We start from the raw sequence: 20,756 nt of genomic DNA, 5'->3' as shown, positions 1-20,756 counted from the left end.
CCTTCGGGCGATAAACCCACGCTCCAATCAGCTCGCATAACCCCCCTACTCAATAGTTTTTGGGTAAGTCCTGCATTCCCTACGGAGAGTTTTGCCACTCGGCGGTAAGCTTGCGGAAATTGTATTTAGATGCACCGGGGTGACAAGTAACGCAACTGCTGATATTTGCAGGTTGTGACATTTTGACTTTGGGGTGCAAAGCTTTGAAATAGCGAGAACTGGCGACTCGATAGGCGAGTTCTTCGTCTGTGGCTTGGGGACGGGAAAAAGTTTGCAGGTAGTTCCAGACTAGCAGGCGGGGCGGGTCTACTAGCAGTTTGATGGTTTGTCCGTAGTGTTGGGGATCTTGCAGCAACCGGCGCCAGGTTTCTGTAGGTAATACTTGCGGCGGTAAACCGATGTGACAGGTGGCGCAGTTTTCTAGGTACAGTTGCTGTCCGAGTTGGTAGCGTTCGGGGATGCGATCGACCGTACCAGTATCCTCGATCGAAGACACCTGAGCAAGTCGCGCCGGAGTGCGAGAGTAGGCAGTCTGAGCAGCAACCCATCCGCCGCAGGTACAGCAGATAATTATCAACACCAGCAAAGTTGAGTAAAGCCCCCGCAAGCCTACTCTGCGACGTTTGCGGGGTTTTTCCTGTTTCATAATTCTGAATTTATTTTTGGTTAAATTACTGGTATGCTCATGCCTTCGCGGGCTAAGCAGCTATTGGCGAAAACTGCCTGCACCTCTGCTTCTACGCCATCGAGAAAATTGTCGTCGTGGCCTGGATCGTGGTGAAACATCACGATCTTTTTGACTCCAGCAGCTTTCGCTATTTCTACTCCTGCTTGCCAAGTCGAGTGTCCCCAGCCGACTTTCGGGGTTTTGAAGTCGTAATACTCTTCGTTGGTGTAGTTAGCGTCGTAAATCAGCACGTCGGCGTTGCGAGCTAGGTGTAACACGTTGTCGTCCAGGCGATCGGGAAAATGTTCTGTATCGGTGCAGTAGACGGCTGTGTGTCCCTCCCAGGTGACTCGATATCCGATCGCGGTGTTGGGATGGTTGAGCAGTGCCGTTTCTATTTTCACATCGTCGAGTTCGAGAATATCCCCAGGCGTCAAATCGTTGAATTTGAGGTCGGACTGCATGACTTGGATGGGGACGGGAAAATTGGGGTGCACCATTTGGTCGGCAAGACGGTGTTTGATTGTAGTGCCGTTGGGGGCGATCGCACCGTAAATATGAAAGCAGTTCCCTGGGATAAAGGCGGGAGTAAAGAACGGAAACCCTTGAATGTGATCCCAGTGAGTATGACTAAAAAACATATGGGCTTCCACCGGCATTTGCCGCAGCAGATTGAGGCCTAGAACTCGCAGGCCCGTACCACCGTCAAAAATCAGGCGTTTTTTGCCCAAGCGCATTTCTACACAGGAGGTGTTCCCTCCGTAGCGCAGTGTTTTGGTGCCGGGGGTGGCTATGCTGCCCCGCACGCCCCAAAACTGAACGACAAACTCGGTCAAAGGACTATTTTCCATAGTGGCTTTGCGATCGGAGGGCTGTGGATTGGCTAGAGAGGGTGCGGAATCTGGCATTTTTTTTAGTTTTGGCGGCAGGAACTTGGGAGTTGAAATCTTAGTTTTTACTTTTTAGTTTTTAGCAATCTGTACTATAATAAAGCGCTTGATCGGGAAACCATTCGAGTGCCGCACACTTGGGCTATTACAAGCCTAAACCGTACCGGTTGGTGTAGGAGATGTCGCTTGAGAGATTATTTTTCCACCCTGCGGGCTGTTGATCGTGTTCTCTATTCTGAGATTAAGATAGCGCCGAACCAGAGTTGTTAGGGTTAAATTTCCTCAAACGTAGAACGCATTTTCCAGGGGTAGAATTTGCGCTTAATCTTACTCTAGGATAGGAGTTGTATTTTTTTCAAGATTGAGGTCGGGGCGCGGTTTTCAGGAATGCCGTTCCGGTGACTCGGCATTAACACGACTGATTTGACATTGTAGCCACCCGTTCCTCGACTGCATCCCTAGACCTGCAGCATCGCCTTAAGTTCGGGCTCCTGAGTTTGTAGTCGGGTTGCAGTCGAGGAGTGCGGGCTAGGGACTTATTTGCGATCGGCTGCGATGCACTTTTCCACTAAGGGCATGACTTGATCGACATCTTGCCAACCCAGAATTTCCGTGACTTTTTTCTCCAAATTTTTGTAGGTTCTAAAAAATTCGGCTATTTCGTCTAAGCGGTGGGGGGCTACGTCTTTGAGGGACTTATAGTGAGCATAGCGGGGGTCTTTGTCGGGAACGCACAATAGTTTTTCGTCCCTGTCGCCTCCGTCGATCATTTCCAGCATTCCGATCGGACGGGCTGCGATTATGCACCCTGGAAATGTGGGCTCATCCATCATGACCATGCCGTCGAGGGGGTCGCCATCATCGGCTAAGGTATTGGGTATGAAGCCGTAGTCGCACGGATATTGGACTGAGGAAGAAAGCACCCGATCGAGAGCAAAGGCTTGTAAGTCTTTATCAAATTCGTACTTGTTTTTGCTACCGGCGGTAATTTCGATGAGGACGTTGAGCAGTCCTGGTTTCGGCTGTGCCGGAATTAGCGATAAGTCCACAACAATATCTCCAAGTTAACAGATGATTGGGATGAGTGCTACTTGCCAAATCCCTTTGATAGCATTTTACGGGCGATCGGGCTCGATGCTCCATGAGATTGACCGAAAGCGGGGGAGTGTGTCGCCGGCTGGGAGAATACACGCTTTCGGGCGAGACGCCCATCCCACAAAAGAGAGAGCGGACGGGCGGGACGCCCATCCCACAGTTTGAGAGGGGAATGCTTTGTTTGGGCGAGGGAGATATTTTCAGAACCATATATTCTTTTTAGTCTGCCCAAACTTTTTTAATTTTTACTCCCAACCACTGGCTAAGTTCTGTTGCTAACCACTTGATTTCTGATTCGCTTAGTCCCTGGTTTGCTCCTAGTTGATATTTTTGGTGGTTGGCACGAATAATCACGTTAAAAACCTTGTCTCCAGTTTCTTCAATTTCCAGATAGAAAATGTCCGGTCTGGGGGATGGCTTGGAATGATTCCATCTCAACCCCAAGAGATGGCTGGTATAGGATATTTTCTGGCTATCGATTCTGAAACGCCATTTCCGAAATAGCGCCAATATAAATATTACTACTACTGGAGATGATAAAGTCACTAATATGTATAATATAATTACAAACAAATAATTTATATGTGAACTAGCGAATTGCCAAAATTCACTAGAATAAAGCAACAGTAAGTAAATATAATTCAGGGGAACTGCTGCCGAAAGCAGCGCCATTAAATTAAAACTCAGTCCCTGTGGCGGAATTACAATTTCTATAAACTCCGAACTTTTGGTCAATTTAATATCGCTGCCAGGTGGCTGCAATGTCACAGGACTTTTTTCGATATGGCGGGGATTTGTGAGCGATCGCCATGCTTCCCCAGCCGAAGATAACCGTTTGTTCAAACTCGGTTCTGTCATCCATTCCAGCCAATCAATTAAACTAGGATTGAGGTGCGCGACTCGATCGGCAAATTGAATTCTCAAATCCTGCTGTGGCAGTTCGGTAGGATGCAAACCCGTTACCAAATAAATTAAAGTTGCACCTAAACCGTAGAGGTCAGAAGCCGGAACGGATCGCCCCCCAAATTGTTCCGGTGCCATATATCCGTATGTTCCCACTACTGTAATTGTGCCGCCCAATTTTGCCGCTTGGTTCTGCACCGAACCAAAATCAACTAAATAAACTTTTCCCACCGAGTGACCGGATCTGCTGTGCAGTAAAATATTGCTGGGTGTAATATCGCGGTGAATGACAGGCGGCTTTTGATCGTGCAAATAAATCAAAATGTCTAACAGCGATTTAGCTAATTCTTTCACCTCGCTTTCGCTAAAAGTACGCCCCGAACGCAAATGCTCTTCCAAAGTTTTTCCCTCTACATAAGTCTGTACGAGGGCAAAGCTTTTACTATTGGGTTCATCAATTTCCAGGTAGTTGATGTAGCGCGGAATTGCTGGGTGAGAAAGTGCTTTTAAAGTTTCCGCTTCCCGTTCAAATAGCTTGAGGTCTTGCCATTCAAAATCGCTGCCGAGGAATAGCTGTTTGATGATAACTAATTTTTGAGTTGGTAAATCGCGAGCCAGAAGCGTCTGGCGGCCGGTTTGTTTTCCCAATTGCCGCTGCACTTCGTAGCGTTCTGCTAATATTTTCGCCGTCATATTTTGGTACGTTAATTTTAACTTGAGGTTAAACGGTCTTCTTTTAGATCCCCGACTTCTCCAAGAAGTCGGGGATCTGGGTATTCTGTGATTCTTCACTACCACTCAGAATGACAACTAATCAAGAGGACATGATATTATTTTAAATTTTACAGTCCACTTTCTTTTTGATACCACCGGGCAATAGACTTGCTAGTTGCCCCCATTGAAAGTCCTGCAATTAGCGACGGTACAAGCACAAAGATAATATAATTACTTGAGGTCATAATAGAAATACTGCCATCGTCATTATATTCACTACTCACAATCCAATTCGCTATCGGCTGAAAGAAGATGATGCTTGTCAAGGTGCAGATTACGATACTAATTGCAGTTAAAACCTGTCTGTGAAGTTTGGGATTAGTTAGGGGATCAAACCACCAGTCCGTCACAAATACGACGATTATTCCGTTGACCCACCCCACCAGCAAGCCGAGAAGAAGACCCAGGATTCCTCCGATAATTGTTCCCAAGATCGGGAAAAGAAAGGTGCTGTAAATGGCTGCACAAACTCCGACAGATCGAGATCCTGTCCAAGTGCTGTCCGAGATCGCCTTCTTGGTAAAGCTAGAGGCACTCACCCTTATTCCCTGTCTCAATGTCTGGGAATATTTATGTATTTCCTGTGGTTTTTCTAAAACTTCTTTTGCTATTTGGACTGAGGCGGGACGGCGCTCTAAACTGGGATGGGTCATCCACTCCAGCCAATTGGTAAAAGCGGGAGTCAGTTGGGTGAATTGCTCGAACTCGATCTGCAAATCTTTCTGCGGCAAGTCGGCTGGATGCTGCTTGGTAATTAAGGCGATTAATGTTGCTCCCAAGCCGTACAACTCGGAAGCAGGAACGGCCCTGCCGCCAAATTGTTCTGGCGGCATATAGCCATAAGTTCCGACAACGGTGAGTGTTTTTCCTTGTTGGGTTGCTAGGGTTTGAACTGCACCGAAATCGACTAGGTAAACTTCGCCAACGCTGTTACCCGATCGATTTTTGAGTAAAATATTGCTGGGTTTAATGTCGCGGTGAATCACCGGGGGGTGTCGCTGGTGCAGGTAGGCGAGGATGTCTAATAATGCTGTTGCTAATTGTTTGACTTCGCTTTCGCTGAAGGTGCAGCCGTCTGAGAGATATTCTTGTAGGGATTTGGCTTCGATGTAACTCTGAACTAGGGCGAATCCTTTGCGGCTGGGGGTGTCGATTTCAAAGGAGTCTAGATATCGGGGAATTGCGACATGGGATAGGGATTTTAAGGTTTCGACTTCTCGCTCAAACAGTTTTAAGTCTTCCCAGTTAAAGTCGCTGCTGAATGAGAGGAGTTTGACTACTACTTGCTGTTGCGTTTTTAAGTCGCGGGCAAGTAAAGTTTGCCGTCCTGCTTGCTTGCCGAGCCGCCGATCGCACTGATAGCGATCGGCTAATATTTCTTTTGACAAATCGCCGATGTTTTGTCCGCTCATGTTGTCCTGCCCTAGAACCGATTAAACCTAGTTTAGTTGACAAAAGTGCAAGAATCGGAAATGTTCGGGCTAGGGCAAAAAACTTTTTCTGTCAAAGAGCAACTGCCTTTAAAAGCCAGCGATCGCGCACTGCGGAAGACGCCCCTGAGTTAACCTTGAATTTAATTTTGGATTTGCTTGTAAATTGACTGCACTACGTCGAGCAGGCTCAAGACTTGCTGCCATTCGGGGGCATCGGGGTTGTAGCTTTTGGCGCGCTGAGCTTTCAAACTGTGGTGCAAAAGGGAAAGCAGCGCCTCTGGAGACTCTAAAGAATTGTCATCTTCATCTGCTGGGGTTTGGGCTGCATTTTCTTCGATGTCTTCTTTAATTTTTTGTGCTCGATCGGCGAGGGCTAAAGATCGGCCTGCCAGGTTTTCCGGCATTTTGGGCTGTTCGGACAAAGACGCGCTGGTTAGTTCTACCAATAGTTGACAGACTCGATCGACCCATTCGTGATCGTTTACTGAAAAGGAACCAGATTTGAACACTTGCCCGTCAGGTCTTTGCTGAATGCTTTGTACCTTCTGGATCAGAGGGATAGCCTTAACAGTGATATTTTCCGGGATTCTGGGGATATCTGACAGGGAGCTCCGAGCAATCTCCAGCAATAGTTGGTAAACCTGATCTACCCACTCAACATCTCCCGATTGCGAATTCCAATTATTCATAACTGACGCTAGTGGTTTTCTATATGTAAGACTAGAACATTGACTATCTGCGAACGAAGCTCTTTTTACGAGCTGCTAACGCTATTAAGACTTACGCAGGCGGGGTGAGAAACCCGGTTTTTGAGCGGATGTTTCGTCACCTTTCTCCAAGATTTTTCTCAGAAACCGGGTAACGCTGCCGCCAGTCATAACTATTTTTAAGCGCTTCAAATAATAGAAGTGCTAAGTTTGTTGCGGTAGGTAGTGCGATCGAAACACCTAGGGCGAAACCCCCGGCATCTCGCTTGCAAATTCAAATCCGGTTATTTGACATACTCACGCCCGTTCTCTTCAGCGGTGATTCTTGACAGTTCATCGGGTCTTGCTACCGGAGTAGTCTTACAGTCCCTCCCTGTCCGTTTAAAGTCTCCCAATGCCCTATGGCGACTTTTACTCTTGCCGGACGGGTTAGAGTCAACCATTGCCCTTCTAGCTGTCTTTAAGTTTGCTCTCATCGTAGCTGTTTCAACGTGTCTTGAGCCTAAAGATCCTTTGAGTATTCAGCATTTTAATACAAAGCCGTCCTAAAACGACAGGGTTTTAAACCCATCTTCCTGATAACCATAATACCTGTTGGAGCTTATTTACAATTACCTCAATAGGAGATTAAGGTTAATTGGTGGTGGGATGGGAGGCCCACCCCCGATCGCGATCGCCCCCACCCCGAACCCTGACGCCACCGCCAGCATTTGCTGTGGGCTACTGCTATTTTTCTGTGAGATTCCACACACCATCCCAGTTGAGTACGTCTGAAAAACTATGCTGAAATAACATACAGCGATCGACGTGCAATTTAGCTGCCTTGTTTTTCGGGTCAATTTCCAGAACGGCGTTAAATTCGCGTTTGGCGTCTGTAAAAGCTTGCTTGGCTTTTGGTTCTAAGGCTTTCTTAAACTCGCTCAGCAGTTTTTTCACCCGATCGAGTCCCAGGTTTTCAAATTCCTCATCTAACATTTCTGCAACTGTCTCGCAGGCCCGACTTTTAATTTTCGCCTGCAATAGCTGCCTGATCTCTCCTGGTTTCAGCCGCTTGATTTGAGGATTTGATGGTTCTAAGATGTCTGCTTCCAAGAGCTTTTTGACTTCGCCTTCTTGCAAGTATTTAATATCGTCTGCTGATAGGGGCTTGATTTTTGCTTGCAGCAGCACTTTGGCTTCGTCTTCCGAGAGGTTTTTGATTCCTTCCAATTTCAGCAGTTGGATTTCTGGCTGCAACAGTACGATGAGTTTGTCTGCTTCGGACAGGTTTTTCGGGTCGTACTCTGACAGCTTTTTCAGTTGATATAACAGGTTCCTGAGTTCGTGTTCCAACTGTTGCTCTAAATTGTAGGACAGTTTCTTAATCTCTGCCTCCGGCATTTCGGCGACATCCTTTAAGATGTTTTTCACCTCACTTTCTGAAAGTCTTTGGCTAACGGGAGTTTTGTAATGTTCGCGCCCCTTCGTGTAATGTTCTATAATTTGTTGCTGTGTTTCGGTTAGTGACTTGCCCACTGGCGAGTATCCCTCGCGGATGCCGACGAGTTCGTAAACGATTACGGGTTCGCTTTTGCCTTTGACAGTAATAAAGTCGAGTTCTCGCACGTACAGCCGATCGGCATAATCTCTGTAAGTATTGTCGCTGATGATCAAGTCGGTGCCGTACTGCTTGCTAGCGCCTTCTAAGCGAGAGGCGAGGTTTACGCCGTCTCCGATCGAAGTCAATTCCATGCGTTTGCTACTACCGATGTTGCCGCTGACAACTTCGTCGGAATGCACGCCCATACCAATGCCGATCTCCAATTCCCCATTTGCCTTACGCTCTTGATTGAACAGGGCCAGTTTTTCCCGCATTTTCACCGCCGTTTGCATGGCGCACCAAGCATGATCCTCTAGGGGCGCTGGAGAGCCAAAAACTGCCATCAGAGCGTCGCCGATGTATTTGTCGAGAGTCCCTCCGTACTCGAATACGACATCTACCATCACTTCAAAATATTTATTCAGCATCACTACCACTTCTTCGGCTTGCAATTTTTCCGTAAGTGTGGTATAGCTGCGAATGTCTGAGAACAGCACCGAAACGTTTTTGCGCTTACCGCCCAATCCAGTATCCCCTGAAGCTAACAAAGCTTCGGCTACTTCGGGAGTCATGTAACGGTACATCAAGTTTTTGATTTGCTTGGCGCTGCTAATATCTTCCATGACGACTAACGCGCCGTTGACCTTGTTGGGGTCGGTAGCGTCAGTCATTGAATTAATCGAGAGATTGATACTCTGCCCTTCTCCTTCCAAGGAGAGTAAAACTTGATCTGGGTAATACTGCTGGCGGTCGTTATCGTCTTCGGGAGACAAAGACGCATCAAACCATTTGGCAAAATCGCCTTTTTCTAACTTAATTAACTCGCGCAAAGATTGACCTTCGGCTAATTCGGCATCGCTGACACCCAGCAAATTTTTGGCACTGGGATTGGTCGCTACTATATTGCCTTTTTTATCTGTAGAAATCACGCCGTTAGTCAAGGCGTGCAGCATATCTTTTTGTCTTTGTTCTTGCTGTTTGACTTCTGCAAACAGTTTGGCGTTTTGCAGCGCCACTCCGGCTTGGATGTTAAACGACTTCATAAATTCCATGTCGTTGCGATTGAAACTCGCTTTCCACTGTTCGGGGGCGTGAGGCCAATCTTCCGGGTTGTAGGGGGGGTATTCTTCTTGTGGTCGTTTTTTATTAACTAATTGGGTGACGCCAATCAATTTTTTGTCTGAGTTAAACACTGGCATACAAAGCATACTGCAAGTGCGGTAGCCAGTTTGTTTGTCTATTTTTTTTGCATTTTCTGCGCGGGGGTCGTCGTATACGTCAAAGGGAATCAACAGCGGTTCGCCGGATTGGGCGACGATGCCTGCAAAACCTGCTGTTCTGGGCATGCGAATTTCTTGAAGTTGACCTGTTGTGATCAGGATTTTCGTCCAGAGTTCGTCTTTATCTTCATCGATTAGCCACAGGGTGCTGCGATCGGCGTTCATGAGTTCTTGGGCCTGATCCATCACCCTTTTGAGGGTATCTTCTAAGTCTAAACTGCTCTGAGAAAGAGCGTTGACGGCATTCATTAGCGCCGTGGCTGCCCGCTGTCTCTGAGTTGCTGCCAAGAAAGATTTGGACGATTCGAGAATTAAGCGTATCGAGGGAGCAAATTCTTTAAAAACTCGTTCGTCTTCTTCCGTGAATCCACTCTTGTCGATTTGTTCGTGAATAGTAGTGTGATTGTGGTGATCCGGTTTAAGTTTATTAATCAGTTGAACAACTGCTACTAACTCGTTTGTTTCTTCCTTTACCAGGGGCATTGCCAGCATTGTATAAGTGCGGTATCCCGTTTTTTCCTCAATTTTTTTGGCGTTAGCCGATCGCGGGTCCTTGTAAAAATCGTAAGGGATGTTAACCACTTTTTTCTCGGTGGCTACTTCTCCTGCAATACCCATGTGGGCAGGAACTCTGATTTCTAGATTTTTGCCATTTTCGTCTTTAGCGACGATCGCCCAGAGTTCATTCTTTTCGTCGTCTAATAAAAATATCGTGGTGCGATCGGCATTGAGCAATTCCCCTGTTTTGAGGGTAATCGACTGCAACATATCGTTGAGGATAGCGTCAAATCCCTCACTCCCAAGGATGTTATCGAGCATTCCGAGGGTGTCATTAACAACCTTAAGTTTTTCTTCTACTTCCTTAACTACTACTGTGAAACTTTGCTGGTTTAACGGGGCCAGAATGCTGGAAAAGTTTCCGTCGTAGGGGATAATTGCAATGCTGCTAGAGGGAGGGGGAGGGGGAGGGGGAGAGTAGCGTTCCTGATGATGATTTTCACCGCCGACAACAGCGACATCAATCACGTTGTCTAGAGAAGAGTAATTGGTGGAAGATGCAGATTTCATAGACCTTTACAGAATCTTAAGCGTAAGGGTTAGTCTCTAAGCTAGGAGAGCGGGCAAGTTCATTAGTGAGTCACCTGTCGCACAAAACTCAATTATGTGTGAAAGTATTTCCCAGTTTACAGAACTCCGGCCACAGGGCAAGGCCAATTCAGTTGGGATTGCTGGTGAACTGCTGGTGCGACGGTAAGGCTGCTGTGTCATTGCTGCACTCTTTTGAAAGAATGCGAATCCTGTTTAAATGGTTTATTAACTGATTTTGACATTGTGCGTGCCTGGTTTAAGTAAGTTCTACCTATCTTTGAGCCGATCGCCCACCGTAACATGAATGCGTACTGGCGGGAGGACTGATGAAAGAGGGGTGGCCTGGTGGGACTAGCCGCAATTGTGACACTACCTGTTGCTAGTGATGTGTGCCCTTCTCTACACAATTGTGGTTTTTAACTAGAATTTCTCTCTATTTTGCTGTTCTTAGCTTTCAGCCCACTAAATTCACGGGGTTTTCAGCTTTTTTTTGTAAAATTTGCGGTTGACATTTTTAGTGTAACCTCCGACTCGGAAAAAACTCCGCCTTTTGGCCCCCCGATCGGCTCAAGTGTGTCGTCAGGGTTTTGCCAACTCAGTTTGGCGCAATCCAGCGGCTTCGACAAGCAGGGATTCCGCGAAGGCGATAGCTTCTGTTGCTGAGCGGCCACTGGCGAGTTGGGCCAGTTCTTCCCGCCGCTGGTCACTGTTGAGAGCGGCAACTCTGACTACTGTGCGTTCGACTGGTTCGGAGTCGGCAGCAGGTTCGCCGATACTTGGTTCTGCTTCGATCGTCTGTTTGTTGACGCGAAAATGAAAATCAGCCATCGCGGCGATCAGCGGCTGGTGGGTGACGCAGAGAACTTGGTGTTTGTCGGAAAGTTGGTAGAGTTTTTTGGCGATCGCCCCGGCGACTCTCCCGGAGACTCCGGCGTCGATTTCGTCAAAAATCAGTGTACCGGCGCTTTCTATTTGGGAAAAACAGGCTTTGATAGCGAGGAGAAAGCGGCTCATTTCTCCCCCGGAGGCGATCGCCCCCAGAGGTTGCAAAGGTTCGCCCGGGTTGGGGCTGAAACAAAAGGCGATTTGGTCGGCACCGGTGGCGGTTGGGGTACAAGGCGATATCTCGACTTGAAATTGCACTTTTTCCATTGCTAACGGCTTAAGTTCTCCTACGAGGTGCGTTTCTAGTTTGAGGGCTGCTTCGCGTCGCAGGGTGGTGAGGTGGTTGCAAGCGTCTTTTAATTGCTCTAAAGCAGTCTGATATGCGAGTTCTAAGGCTTCCATTGACTCGCCTCCTTCTAAAAGTTCATTTAGTTCGTTTTGAATGCTTTGGTAGTAGGCGATCGCTTCTTTGAGCGGCCCGTATTTGCGACAAATTTGTTTGAGTTCGCGAATCCGATCTTCTACTTCTTCGAGTCTTTCGGGATCTGCTTCTAATTGTTCGCCGTAGCTGCTAATTTGCCGGCTGGCTTCTGTGGCTTGGGCTAAAGCATCGCTGACCATTTCTAGGATTGGTTGCAACTGCACATCGTAAACTGCCATGTCGCTTAAAATTACTTCGGCTTTGCTCAACAAGTCGGCGGCTGATGCGCTGTCGCCCTCGTTTTGGTAAAGGGCTTGGTGGACTTGGTAACTCTGCTGCTGCAATTCGACGACGTGGCCTAGCCGGATTGATTCGTGTTCTAGCTGTTCGAGTTCGTCGGCGTCTTCGATGTGGGCTTCGCCGAGTTCTCGGACTTGGTATTCTAACAAATCAAGTCTTTGCAGTCGCTGCTGTTCCGACTGACGCCTGCGTTTGAGGGCGGTTTTGGCGCTGTTGGCTCCCAGCCACGCGGAGGTGATGATCGATCGCGCTTCAGTGAGCTTTTTGCCGCCGTATAAATCGAGCCATTCTCGCTGGAGATTTTCTTGTCCGAGGTGGACGGTTTGGCCTTGGGCGGTAATTTCGACGAGCCGATCGCGCAGTTGATCCATTAACTGGCGGTTGACGAAAATTCCGTTCAAGCGCGATCGGCTACGCAGAGCACCGCTCGATGCGTTAATTTCCCGGCTGCAAACGACTAAATTTCCGTCTATGGGTTCGATTTCTTGCTCGCCCAGCCACAAAGCTGCGGCTTTGTCCAATTCAAAGGTAGCTTCCAATATTGCCCGCGCTGCTCCGGTGCGAATCGATCGGCGATCGACTTTCCCGCCCAAAACTGCATCGATCGCATCTAGGATAATCGATTTACCGGCACCGGTTTCCCCCGTAAATACGTTCAAACTCGGGCCAAATTCTAGATCCAGGCAGTCAATTAGAGCAAAGTTTTCAATTCTGAGGGATATTAACATGGGGAATTGGGAATTGGGAATTGGGAATTGGGAATTAGGCATGGGGCCCTAAAAGCATCGGACAATTTTAGATTTTAGATTGTAGATTTTAGATTGAGTGGTAATCTTAATCTAAAATCCCCTATGGGAAATCTCCCCTCGGATGGGGCCTAAAAGCATCGGCCAAACACGGAATTGGGTATTGGCTCCTCCACTATCGGGCGCGTCTAATTTCCCGATTCCAATTTTCAGTTTTAACTAGAATACTTTTGATTTTGCCATTCTAACGATCGAGTCTCAACCTCTATGCAAAATAAATTTCTGCTTCCCGTTGCTCTATTAAGCGTTGTCCTGATTGGAGTTTTTGGCTGGGAGGTGCACCAAGACAACCAGCGAGTCCATGAATTAACCCTAGTGACGGGAACAAAGACAGGCTATTATTATCCTTTCGGACAAGCAATTGCTGAGGTAGTTATGCAACAAAATCCGCGCCTGCGGATTAAAGTTGTTGAGACTCAAGGCGCTGACGAAAATATGCGCCGGCTTCAGGCAAATGAGGCTCAGTTAGCTATTGCCCTGAACGATACGCCGGCAGTGCCTGAAGCGCGGGTAATTGCTTCTTTGTTTAAGGAAGTTTTTCATTTAATTGTTTCGGAAAAGTCGGGAATTAAAAGCGTTTCGGATTTAAAAGGAAAACATATTGCGCTGAGGGAGAAAGGCAGCGGTTCTTATAGTTCTTTTTGGTTGGTCAGCAAACATTACGGTTTGAAAGCAAGCGATTTTCAGTTTACTGCTGGCTCTTGGACTGAGGCTACTAAGTTGTTTGCTAGCGGCGAGGTTGATGCTATTTTTCGGGTGCAACCTCTGGGGAGCGATTTGGTTAGCGATTTGCTGAAAAATACGCGGGGCAAATTGGTGCCCATCGACCAAGCGGCGGCGATGAAAATTAAGTGGCCTTATCTGGAAGATCACTTGATTCCTAAGGGTACTTACAAGGCGGATCCCGCAGTACCAGATGTGGATTTGCCTAGCGTTGAGGTGCAGGCTACTCTGTTGGTTCGCGAGGATGTCGATCCGGTAATAGTTAAGGAAATTACGCGAATTTTGTTCGAGCACCGCCGCAATTTGGTAGCTACTAATTCGTTGGCGGCCATGATTAGTCAGCCGTCGGAAAGCGGCGGTTTGGCTTTGCCCGTACATGAGGGCGCTCAGGCTTATTACGATCGCGAAAAGCCTGATTTTTTTGCAGCAAATTCCGATGTTATCGGCTTGTCTTTTTCGTTTGTTACTCTTTTTGTTTCTTGGCTTTGGCAGTGGCGAGCGCGCTTTTTGCAGAAACAAAAAAATCGAGCTGACAAGTTTAATTTAATTATTCTAAATTTGATTCAAAGAAGCCGCCAATCCGGAACTTTTGAGGAAATAGATCGGTTGCAAGAAGAGTTGTTTGAGATTTTTAAGCAAGTCATGGCGGATTTGGATGAAGATAGAATTGATGCGGATTCTTTTCATTCTTTTACTTTTACTTGGGAAACCGCTCTAAAAATTGCGACTGACCGAGAAAAAGCTTTGCGGAATTTGTCGCTGGTTTCCCATGATGTAAAATCTGATTTGACTGCTGTAAAAAAGATGGACAAATAATTTATATGAGCCGTTCTTAGTTATTGGTTATTAGTTCATTCCTGGATGCCAAAAGTGGTTTCACACTACTTATAGCGGTAAGGTGTACAGTGCGTACCCTACTTGATTTATCAGAGGAGTTATAAGTCATTAGTTATTAGTTATTGAGGCTTGGCTCCAATAATGAATGACCAATAACTAATGCCCAGCTTCCATTTTTCATTCAATAAAATTCAAGTGTTTTCTAGCAGCAACCGTTACCATTCTCCCGCGATTTGTCCGCTGCAAAAATCCGATTTGCATTAAGTACGGTTCGTATACATCCTCAATGGTTTGAGTATCTTCTCCTGTAGAAGCTGCGAGGGTTTCTAAGCCCACTGGGCCGCCGTTAAAGTTCTCAATCATTGCTGTCAAAATTCGCCGATCTGTCCAATCTAAACCTAGCGGATCGACGTTGAATAATTCCAGGGCGAGTGAGGCAACTTCGGCATCAATTGGCTTTAAATTTTTGACTTCGCTGTAGTCTCTAACTCGTCGCAGCAAGCGGTTAGCTATCCGGGGGGTTCCGCGAGCTCTGCGGGCAATTTCTGTGGCTCCTTCTGGGGTGATTTGAGTGTCAAGAACTTGGGCGGTTCTTTGGACAATTAGACTAAGTTCGTCTATTTCGTAGTAGCGCAATCTTTGGATCAAGCCGAAGCGATCGCGCAATGGAGATGTCAGCGATCCGACTTTTGTAGTTGCTCCTACTAAGGTAAATGGTTTCAGGGGTATGCTGCGGATTTTTGCGGTTTTTCCTTGCCCGATCGTAATATCTAACCGACAGTCTTCCATCGCCGGATAGAGGATTTCTTCTGTAACTTTAGATAAGCGGTGAATTTCGTCGATAAACAGCACGTCGCCTGCTTTGAGGTTGATCAGCAATCCGACAATATCTCGCGGTTTTTCTAAGGCTGGGGCGGTGGTGATTTTGCATTCAACTTCCATTTCTGCTGCTAGAATTAGCGACATTGTGGTTTTTCCCAATCCTGGAGGCCCGTATAATAACAGGTGATCCATAGGTTCGCCGCGAGATTTGGCTGCTGCAATTGCGATCGCCAAAACTTCTCTCAAGTCTTTTTGCCCGATGTATTCAGCTAGCCGTTGGGGCCGGATTTTGTCGTCTTGTTTGCTGTTAATTTCGTCGGGTAGTTCTTGCGATTCTAGCAATGATTCCGCCTGGGGTTTGGCGGCTTTTTTGCGACGGGCTGGGGCTATGTCTTCGGGTAGATTTGGGTCGGGGGGCTGTTGTTTGGAGGATATAATAGCCATATTTATCTGCGTTCGGGCAGCGGGAAGTGTTTACAATTGTTAGCAGAATCTTTACAATTATTGAGTTCGTTATGAGTATTCCATCTTCTTTATTAGCATCGGAAAGCATAACTTTTGAGGGGGCGATCGAGCTGACTCAATCTTTACTGTCGTTCATGGAGGCCGATCGACTCTTACAAGCCGACATCCAGCAAGCTGTTACATCTCTGGTGAAAACACAGAACGGTGCTAGGGGGTTTTTTGTCACCTATCTAACGGACGATGGACCGGAGGCAGATCACCCGTCACCCGGAGTAGTCGAGGCGCTGCGATCGGCTCCTGAGATCGTAGCAGAACTGCTGGTGAAAAATTTGGCGATGTCGGCGGCAATGGTTGTACATCATTCGCGCCAGCAAAAGGAGGAAATGGCGGCCGATTCTGCTAGAGTGCAGGAGCGATCGCGCAATTTAATTCAAATCCTGCAAATGCCAGCCTGTCAAACTATAGCGTCGCAAATGCTAGAAAGTTTGCAGAGTGCCAACGGCGAGTATGAAAAATTTTTCCGGCGGTGGGGCTACGATGACGAGCAAAAACGGGCGATGGGTTCGGCAGTGCGGGGTGCGATCGGCTAAAATAACCTCCGAAGGAAGGGGAAAGAAGAAAGAAGGAAGAAGCCCAAGCCAGGGTGGCAGATGCTTGATCAAAGCGGCGGGGCTGTGGAATAATTGCGGTTTAGCAAAAGCTGCACAATTGTAGCTTGAGTTGATTTAGGTGTGAAGCTAGTGAACGAGGGCGAAAAAATTGCAGAGAACTGTGAAAGGAGTTGCCCAAAAGGCCCGAAGGCTGGGTGGCCGGCGGCCGACAAGTACGCCCCGGCGGTGGGCGAAGCTGAATCTGCTGGCAACCTTGGTGCGCCGGGACTTGGAATCTCAATACAAAGGCTCGATTCTGGGCAATTTGTGGCCGCTGCTGAATCAGCTATCCCAATTGGTGATTTACACATACGTATTTTCGATCGTCCTCAAGGTAAAGCTCAGCCTTGCAGGCTTCCCAGAAAACAGCGACATTACATTTGGAGTCTGGTTGTTTGCAGGTTTGCTGCCTTGGACTGCCTTCACCAGCGGTTTGATCAAGTCGGCAGTATCGGTGGTGGGGCAGCCGAATTTAGTAAAAAAAGTGGTATTTCCTCTCGGTTTGCTGCCCCTAGTGCCGATTTTTACAGCTTTTCTTGAAAGTTCTCTGGGTTTAGCAGCTTTGATTGTGATAGTAGCAGTGTCGTCGCAAAAGCTCAACGCTACTTTATGCTTGCTGCCGCTGGTGTGGATACCTCAGTTGCTGATAACTGCTGGTTTGGGATATTTGACAGCGGGCTTGACTGTATTTTTGCGAGACATTCCTCAGACATTAGGTGTTATTCTAAATTTTTGGTTTTATTTGACGCCGATCGTCTACCCAGCATCCATCATCCCCCAAGAGTGGCGAGCGTGGATATTTTGGCTCAATCCAATGGCCGCCATCTCGGAGGTTTATCGAGACCTCATACTGCTTGGAGAAGTTAAGCATTGGGGCGAATGGGGTGTCGCCACGCTAATTTCTGCTGCTATATTTGGTGGAGGTTTGGCGGTTTACCGGCGTTTGCGTCCCGCTTTTGCTGACGTGCTGTAAATTTGTTTTAGAGCTAAAGTCAATTCTTCAATCTAAAATCCCCATAAAGGTGTTTGCAGCATCGGAATGCAAGTCCTCATAAAAATCCGAGGACGGTCGTACTCACTACAAACCTATTTTTAGTTCGAGCGGACATAATATCAATCTAAAATCTAAAATCTAAAATCTAAAATCGGATGACAGAAAATGTAATTTCACTAAAAAATGTTTCCAAATGCTTTAAGCGGTACGATCGTCCCGGAGACCGCTTAAAGGAAATTATTTACCCCAGCAAAAAACTTGCTGACGAATTTTGGGCCCTGCACGACATCAATCTGGAAATTCCTCAAGGACAAACTCTGGGAATCGTCGGTCGCAACGGTTCGGGAAAAAGCACTCTCCTGCAAATAATTGTGGGTACGCTGACTCCTACCACAGGAAGCGTCGAGGTTAAAGGGCGAGTCTCCGCTTTGTTGGAACTCGGAAGCGGGTTTAACCCGGAATTTACCGGGCGACAAAATGTGTTTTTTAACGCTCAGTTACTGGGATTCAATCAAAAAGAAACTGAAGAAAAGTTTGACGATATCGCTGCTTTTGCTGATATTGGCGATTTCATCGAACAGCCCGTCAAAACTTATTCTAGCGGTATGTTTGTCAGGCTAGCTTTTGCCGTTGCGACTAGCGTCGAGCCAGATATTTTGGTGGTAGACGAGGCGCTTTCGGTGGGCGACGAAGCTTTTCAACGCAAGTGTTTTGCCCGCTTGCAAAGCATTCAGGAAGGTGGCGGAACAATTTTATTTGTTTCTCACGCTGCTACTTCGGTGGTGCAACTTTGTACGTCGGCGATTTTAATGGATAGCGGTGAATTGCTGCTCGCTCACACGCCGAAGGTGGTAATTTCTAAGTATCAAAAGCTGATTTATGCCGATCCGGATCAGGTTCTGGGGTTGAAGTCAGATATTCGCACTCTGAACCAACTGACAAAACAGGAAAGTCAAGACCAGCTTCAGGATGCTAATTTAGAAAGCACAAAGAGGGAAGTTAAACCGGAGCAACATCTCTCTAAACCCAAGGAATATTACGATGAATTTTACGATCCGGGGATGATACCGTCGAATACGGTAAGGTATCCGTCTCGCGGAGCGGAAATTATCAACCCCCACATCGAGACGCTGAAGGGAAAGGTGGTAAATCACTTGATCGGCCGTCAAGATTATATTTATACTTACTCTGTCACTTTCTCGCGGTCAACTTCCAAAGTTAGGTTTGGAATGTTGATTAAAACAATTAGCGGTTTTGAGTTGGCGGGTGCTTCTTTGAAGGCTTCTACTCAGTCAGTTAGGTATGTGGAAGCGGGAACGACAATTGTAGTGAAGTTTCATTTTAAATGTTTGCTGAATCCCGGTGTTTATTTTCTGAATGCTGGGGTTGTGGGAACGGTAGATGGAGATTTAACTTATCTGGATCGCTGCGTTGATGTGGCGATGTTTAGAGTTCAGTCTTGTACTGAGTCCTGCGGTAACGGCATCGTTGACTTGCTGATCGAACCGTGTTTAACTGTTGTTAATGCTGATACTCTAGTGAAAGAGCAGTCAACAGAGGTTATCTAAAATTCTGTAAAAACAGTCAGGAACCTCAGCCTGAAGGCATGAGGCTTGAAAGAGAAATCTGACAAGCCGTTCTGACGGGCCTAAGTCTTAACTGACTACGTTTTTTGAGTCACGACACCGGGAGAATGCGTAGCTAGTTCCTTGCTCTGTCGCTGAAGGTTAAACAGTTCTAAGGTCACGCTTTACAGTGCTTTGGGCCTAACAAGCTCACTAAACAAAGGCGCGTGCTAACTTTACTCCTTCATGAGATTGAGGCAACCATACCTCGCCGGAGGGGCAACCATACCCCTCCACCCCACAAAAGTTTTAACTCAATGTAAAGCCGTCCTAAAAGGACGGGGTTTCTAACCCATATTTCTGATGAGCGAGATCAATTTAGATTTAGTAGAAAATCCCGTAATCAAAGCATTTATTCAAGATCAAGCTAAGTTTCCCGAAAATTTTAAACTGAATATCTGCGAAGACGATGAAATGTATTTGTTCAGCTTGAACAACGTCAAAGACGATCTCGATCAGGCTTTGGTGCGCTATTATGCGATCGGGCGCAGCGTCCTGGCTACGGTTAAACAAGTTGTGGAATGGCATTTTGGCAGTTTTGAAAATGTACCGTCTTTTCTAGATTTTGCCTGCGGTTACGGTCGATTTACGCGGTATTTGATTCAGGAAATGCCGCCGGAAAAAATTTGGGTTTCTGATATTTATGCTAACGCGGTCAAGTTTCAAAGTGAATATTTGGGCGTCAGCGGTATTGTCTCGACGGGAAAACCAGAAAATTATTTAATTGACCGAAAGTTTGACTGCATTCTGGCTAATTCTTTTTTCAGCCATATGCCGGAAAGAACTTTTACGAATTGGCTCCAAAATTTGTATGATTTGTTGACTCCTAGCGGCATTTTAATGTTCAGCGTTCACGATCAGTGTTTGCTGCCGTCTCACATAGAAATGCCTGCCAACGGTATTTTGTTTAGTCCCCAAAGCGAAAGTCAGTCTTTAGATAAGGAGGAATACGGCACAACTTATGTAACAGAAAAGTTTGTGAGAGAAATTGTTGAGGAAGTTAGCGGAGGCAAAGCTTTTGTTCACCGCCTCAAAAAAGGCATCTGCAGGTTTCAGGATTTGTATGTTGTCACAAATCAGCTAGTGAGAGATTTTTCGGAGTTGGAATTTAATCACCAGCCGGGAGGATATATTGATGTGGCTGCTTTTACGAGTAAAGGTAGTTTATATTTGGAAGGATGGGCGGCTGATGTGAATCTCGACGGGCGAATTGAGGAGGTGCAAGTGCTGGTAAACGGTGAGGTTGTGCAGAGGTGCGAGCCTTTTTACGATCGCCCGGATGTGGCTGCATATTTTCAAAAAGATGCGATTTTGCAATCGGGTTGGAACTGTTATGTACCCAAAAATACTGTGACGCCACAGGATGTGTTAATCGTCAAAGCAATCAATAACTACGGTGGGGAATGGATTCTGGAAACTTGCACTGTTAACTCCCTGATTAACCAAAAACAAGCCCAGTCTTTATTGGGTTCTAGTCAGACTAAACTCAAATTACTTGAGACTCAGTTAGAGTCGGCTAGGATAGAAGGGGAGCAAAGTCAAAGTAAGTTAATGATTACTCAAACGGAGTTGCAAGACACTCAAACTAAATTAGTTTCTGCTCAAAGGCAATTGGAGCAAACTCAAAATCAGTTAGTATCTGTGCAAACACAGTTGGAGAAAAAAGAAAATCAGCTAATTAATCTCAAGCAAGAACTAGAGCAAGCGAAGTGTCGGATTTTGGCAATGGAAACCAGCAAGTTTTGGAAGCTGAGAAGCGCGTGGTTTCAAGTCAGGCGATCCCTGGGCTTAGCGGGAGAGTAGCGAGTAAA

The 20,756-nt window shown here is 46.7% G+C and carries 14 protein-coding genes; 5 read left to right on the top strand and 9 right to left on the bottom strand.

Annotated elements, in window-relative coordinates; genetic code table 11:
• Positions 1 to 79: 79 nt before the first annotated feature.
• From QUA00_RS00125 to recN, 8 genes are all read right to left on the bottom strand, one after another.
• Positions 80 to 646 carry a diheme cytochrome C gene (locus tag QUA00_RS00125; protein ID WP_333408310.1) on the bottom strand — a complete coding sequence of 189 codons (567 nt, stop codon included), beginning with the start codon at positions 644 to 646 and terminating at the stop codon, positions 80 to 82.
• Between the two features lie 20 nt (positions 647 to 666).
• Positions 667 to 1,575: an MBL fold metallo-hydrolase gene (locus QUA00_RS00120; RefSeq protein WP_333408309.1), complete on the bottom strand. Its 909-nt coding sequence runs from the start codon at positions 1,573 to 1,575 to the stop codon at positions 667 to 669.
• A 518-nt stretch (positions 1,576 to 2,093) separates the two neighbouring features.
• On the bottom strand, positions 2,094 to 2,606 hold the full coding sequence (locus QUA00_RS00115; protein ID WP_006634582.1) for an inorganic diphosphatase: 513 nt from the start codon (positions 2,604 to 2,606) through the stop codon (positions 2,094 to 2,096).
• Positions 2,607 to 2,871: 265 nt separating this feature from the next.
• Positions 2,872 to 4,248 (bottom strand): serine/threonine-protein kinase, encoded by a 1,377-nt coding sequence (locus QUA00_RS00110; RefSeq protein ID WP_333408308.1) that lies wholly within the window; start codon positions 4,246 to 4,248, stop codon positions 2,872 to 2,874.
• Positions 4,249 to 4,397: 149 nt separating this feature from the next.
• Positions 4,398 to 5,741, bottom strand: coding sequence for a serine/threonine-protein kinase (locus QUA00_RS00105; RefSeq protein ID WP_333408307.1), 1,344 nt, complete (start codon positions 5,739 to 5,741; stop codon positions 4,398 to 4,400).
• Positions 5,742 to 5,902: 161 nt separating this feature from the next.
• Positions 5,903 to 6,451: an inorganic pyrophosphatase gene (locus QUA00_RS00100; protein ID WP_333101576.1), complete on the bottom strand. Its 549-nt coding sequence runs from the start codon at positions 6,449 to 6,451 to the stop codon at positions 5,903 to 5,905.
• A gap of 744 nt (positions 6,452 to 7,195) precedes the next feature.
• Positions 7,196 to 10,396 carry a GAF domain-containing protein gene (locus QUA00_RS00095; protein ID WP_333408306.1) on the bottom strand — a complete coding sequence of 1,067 codons (3,201 nt, stop codon included), beginning with the start codon at positions 10,394 to 10,396 and terminating at the stop codon, positions 7,196 to 7,198.
• Positions 10,397 to 10,996: 600 nt separating this feature from the next.
• Positions 10,997 to 12,751, bottom strand: coding sequence for a DNA repair protein RecN (gene recN, locus QUA00_RS00090; RefSeq protein WP_333408399.1), 1,755 nt, complete (start codon positions 12,749 to 12,751; stop codon positions 10,997 to 10,999).
• Between the two features lie 285 nt (positions 12,752 to 13,036).
• On the opposite strand from recN, the gene QUA00_RS00085 reads away from it, so the two are divergent.
• Positions 13,037 to 14,368 carry a TAXI family TRAP transporter solute-binding subunit gene (locus tag QUA00_RS00085; RefSeq protein WP_333408305.1) on the top strand — a complete coding sequence of 444 codons (1,332 nt, stop codon included), beginning with the start codon at positions 13,037 to 13,039 and terminating at the stop codon, positions 14,366 to 14,368.
• Positions 14,369 to 14,566: 198 nt separating this feature from the next.
• On the opposite strand, the gene ruvB is transcribed toward QUA00_RS00085, so the two are convergent.
• Positions 14,567 to 15,655 carry a Holliday junction branch migration DNA helicase RuvB gene (gene ruvB, locus QUA00_RS00080; protein ID WP_333290496.1) on the bottom strand — a complete coding sequence of 363 codons (1,089 nt, stop codon included), beginning with the start codon at positions 15,653 to 15,655 and terminating at the stop codon, positions 14,567 to 14,569.
• 71 nt (positions 15,656 to 15,726) lie between these two features.
• On the opposite strand from ruvB, the gene QUA00_RS00075 reads away from it, so the two are divergent.
• From QUA00_RS00075 to QUA00_RS00060, 4 genes are all read left to right on the top strand, one after another.
• Positions 15,727 to 16,266 carry a hypothetical protein gene (locus QUA00_RS00075; RefSeq protein WP_333408304.1) on the top strand — a complete coding sequence of 180 codons (540 nt, stop codon included), beginning with the start codon at positions 15,727 to 15,729 and terminating at the stop codon, positions 16,264 to 16,266.
• A gap of 181 nt (positions 16,267 to 16,447) precedes the next feature.
• A complete protein-coding gene (locus QUA00_RS00070; RefSeq protein WP_445305712.1) occupies positions 16,448 to 17,299 on the top strand; it encodes an ABC transporter permease in 852 nt (283 codons plus the stop codon).
• A gap of 176 nt (positions 17,300 to 17,475) precedes the next feature.
• Entirely contained in the window at positions 17,476 to 18,888 is a 1,413-nt protein-coding gene (locus QUA00_RS00065) for an ABC transporter ATP-binding protein (RefSeq protein WP_333408303.1), read from the top strand.
• 360 nt (positions 18,889 to 19,248) lie between these two features.
• Complete coding sequence (locus QUA00_RS00060) at positions 19,249 to 20,748, top strand: methyltransferase (RefSeq protein WP_333141161.1); 1,500 nt, start codon at positions 19,249 to 19,251, stop codon at positions 20,746 to 20,748.
• The last annotated feature ends 8 nt before the right edge of the window (positions 20,749 to 20,756 follow it).

This window comes from Microcoleus sp. T2B6, from assembly GCF_036700475.1.
Classification (GTDB): Bacteria; Cyanobacteriota; Cyanobacteriia; order Cyanobacteriales; family Microcoleaceae; genus Microcoleus.
The sequence above is the reverse complement of the archived record's forward strand: the minus strand, read 5'-3'. Positions and strand labels throughout refer to the sequence as shown.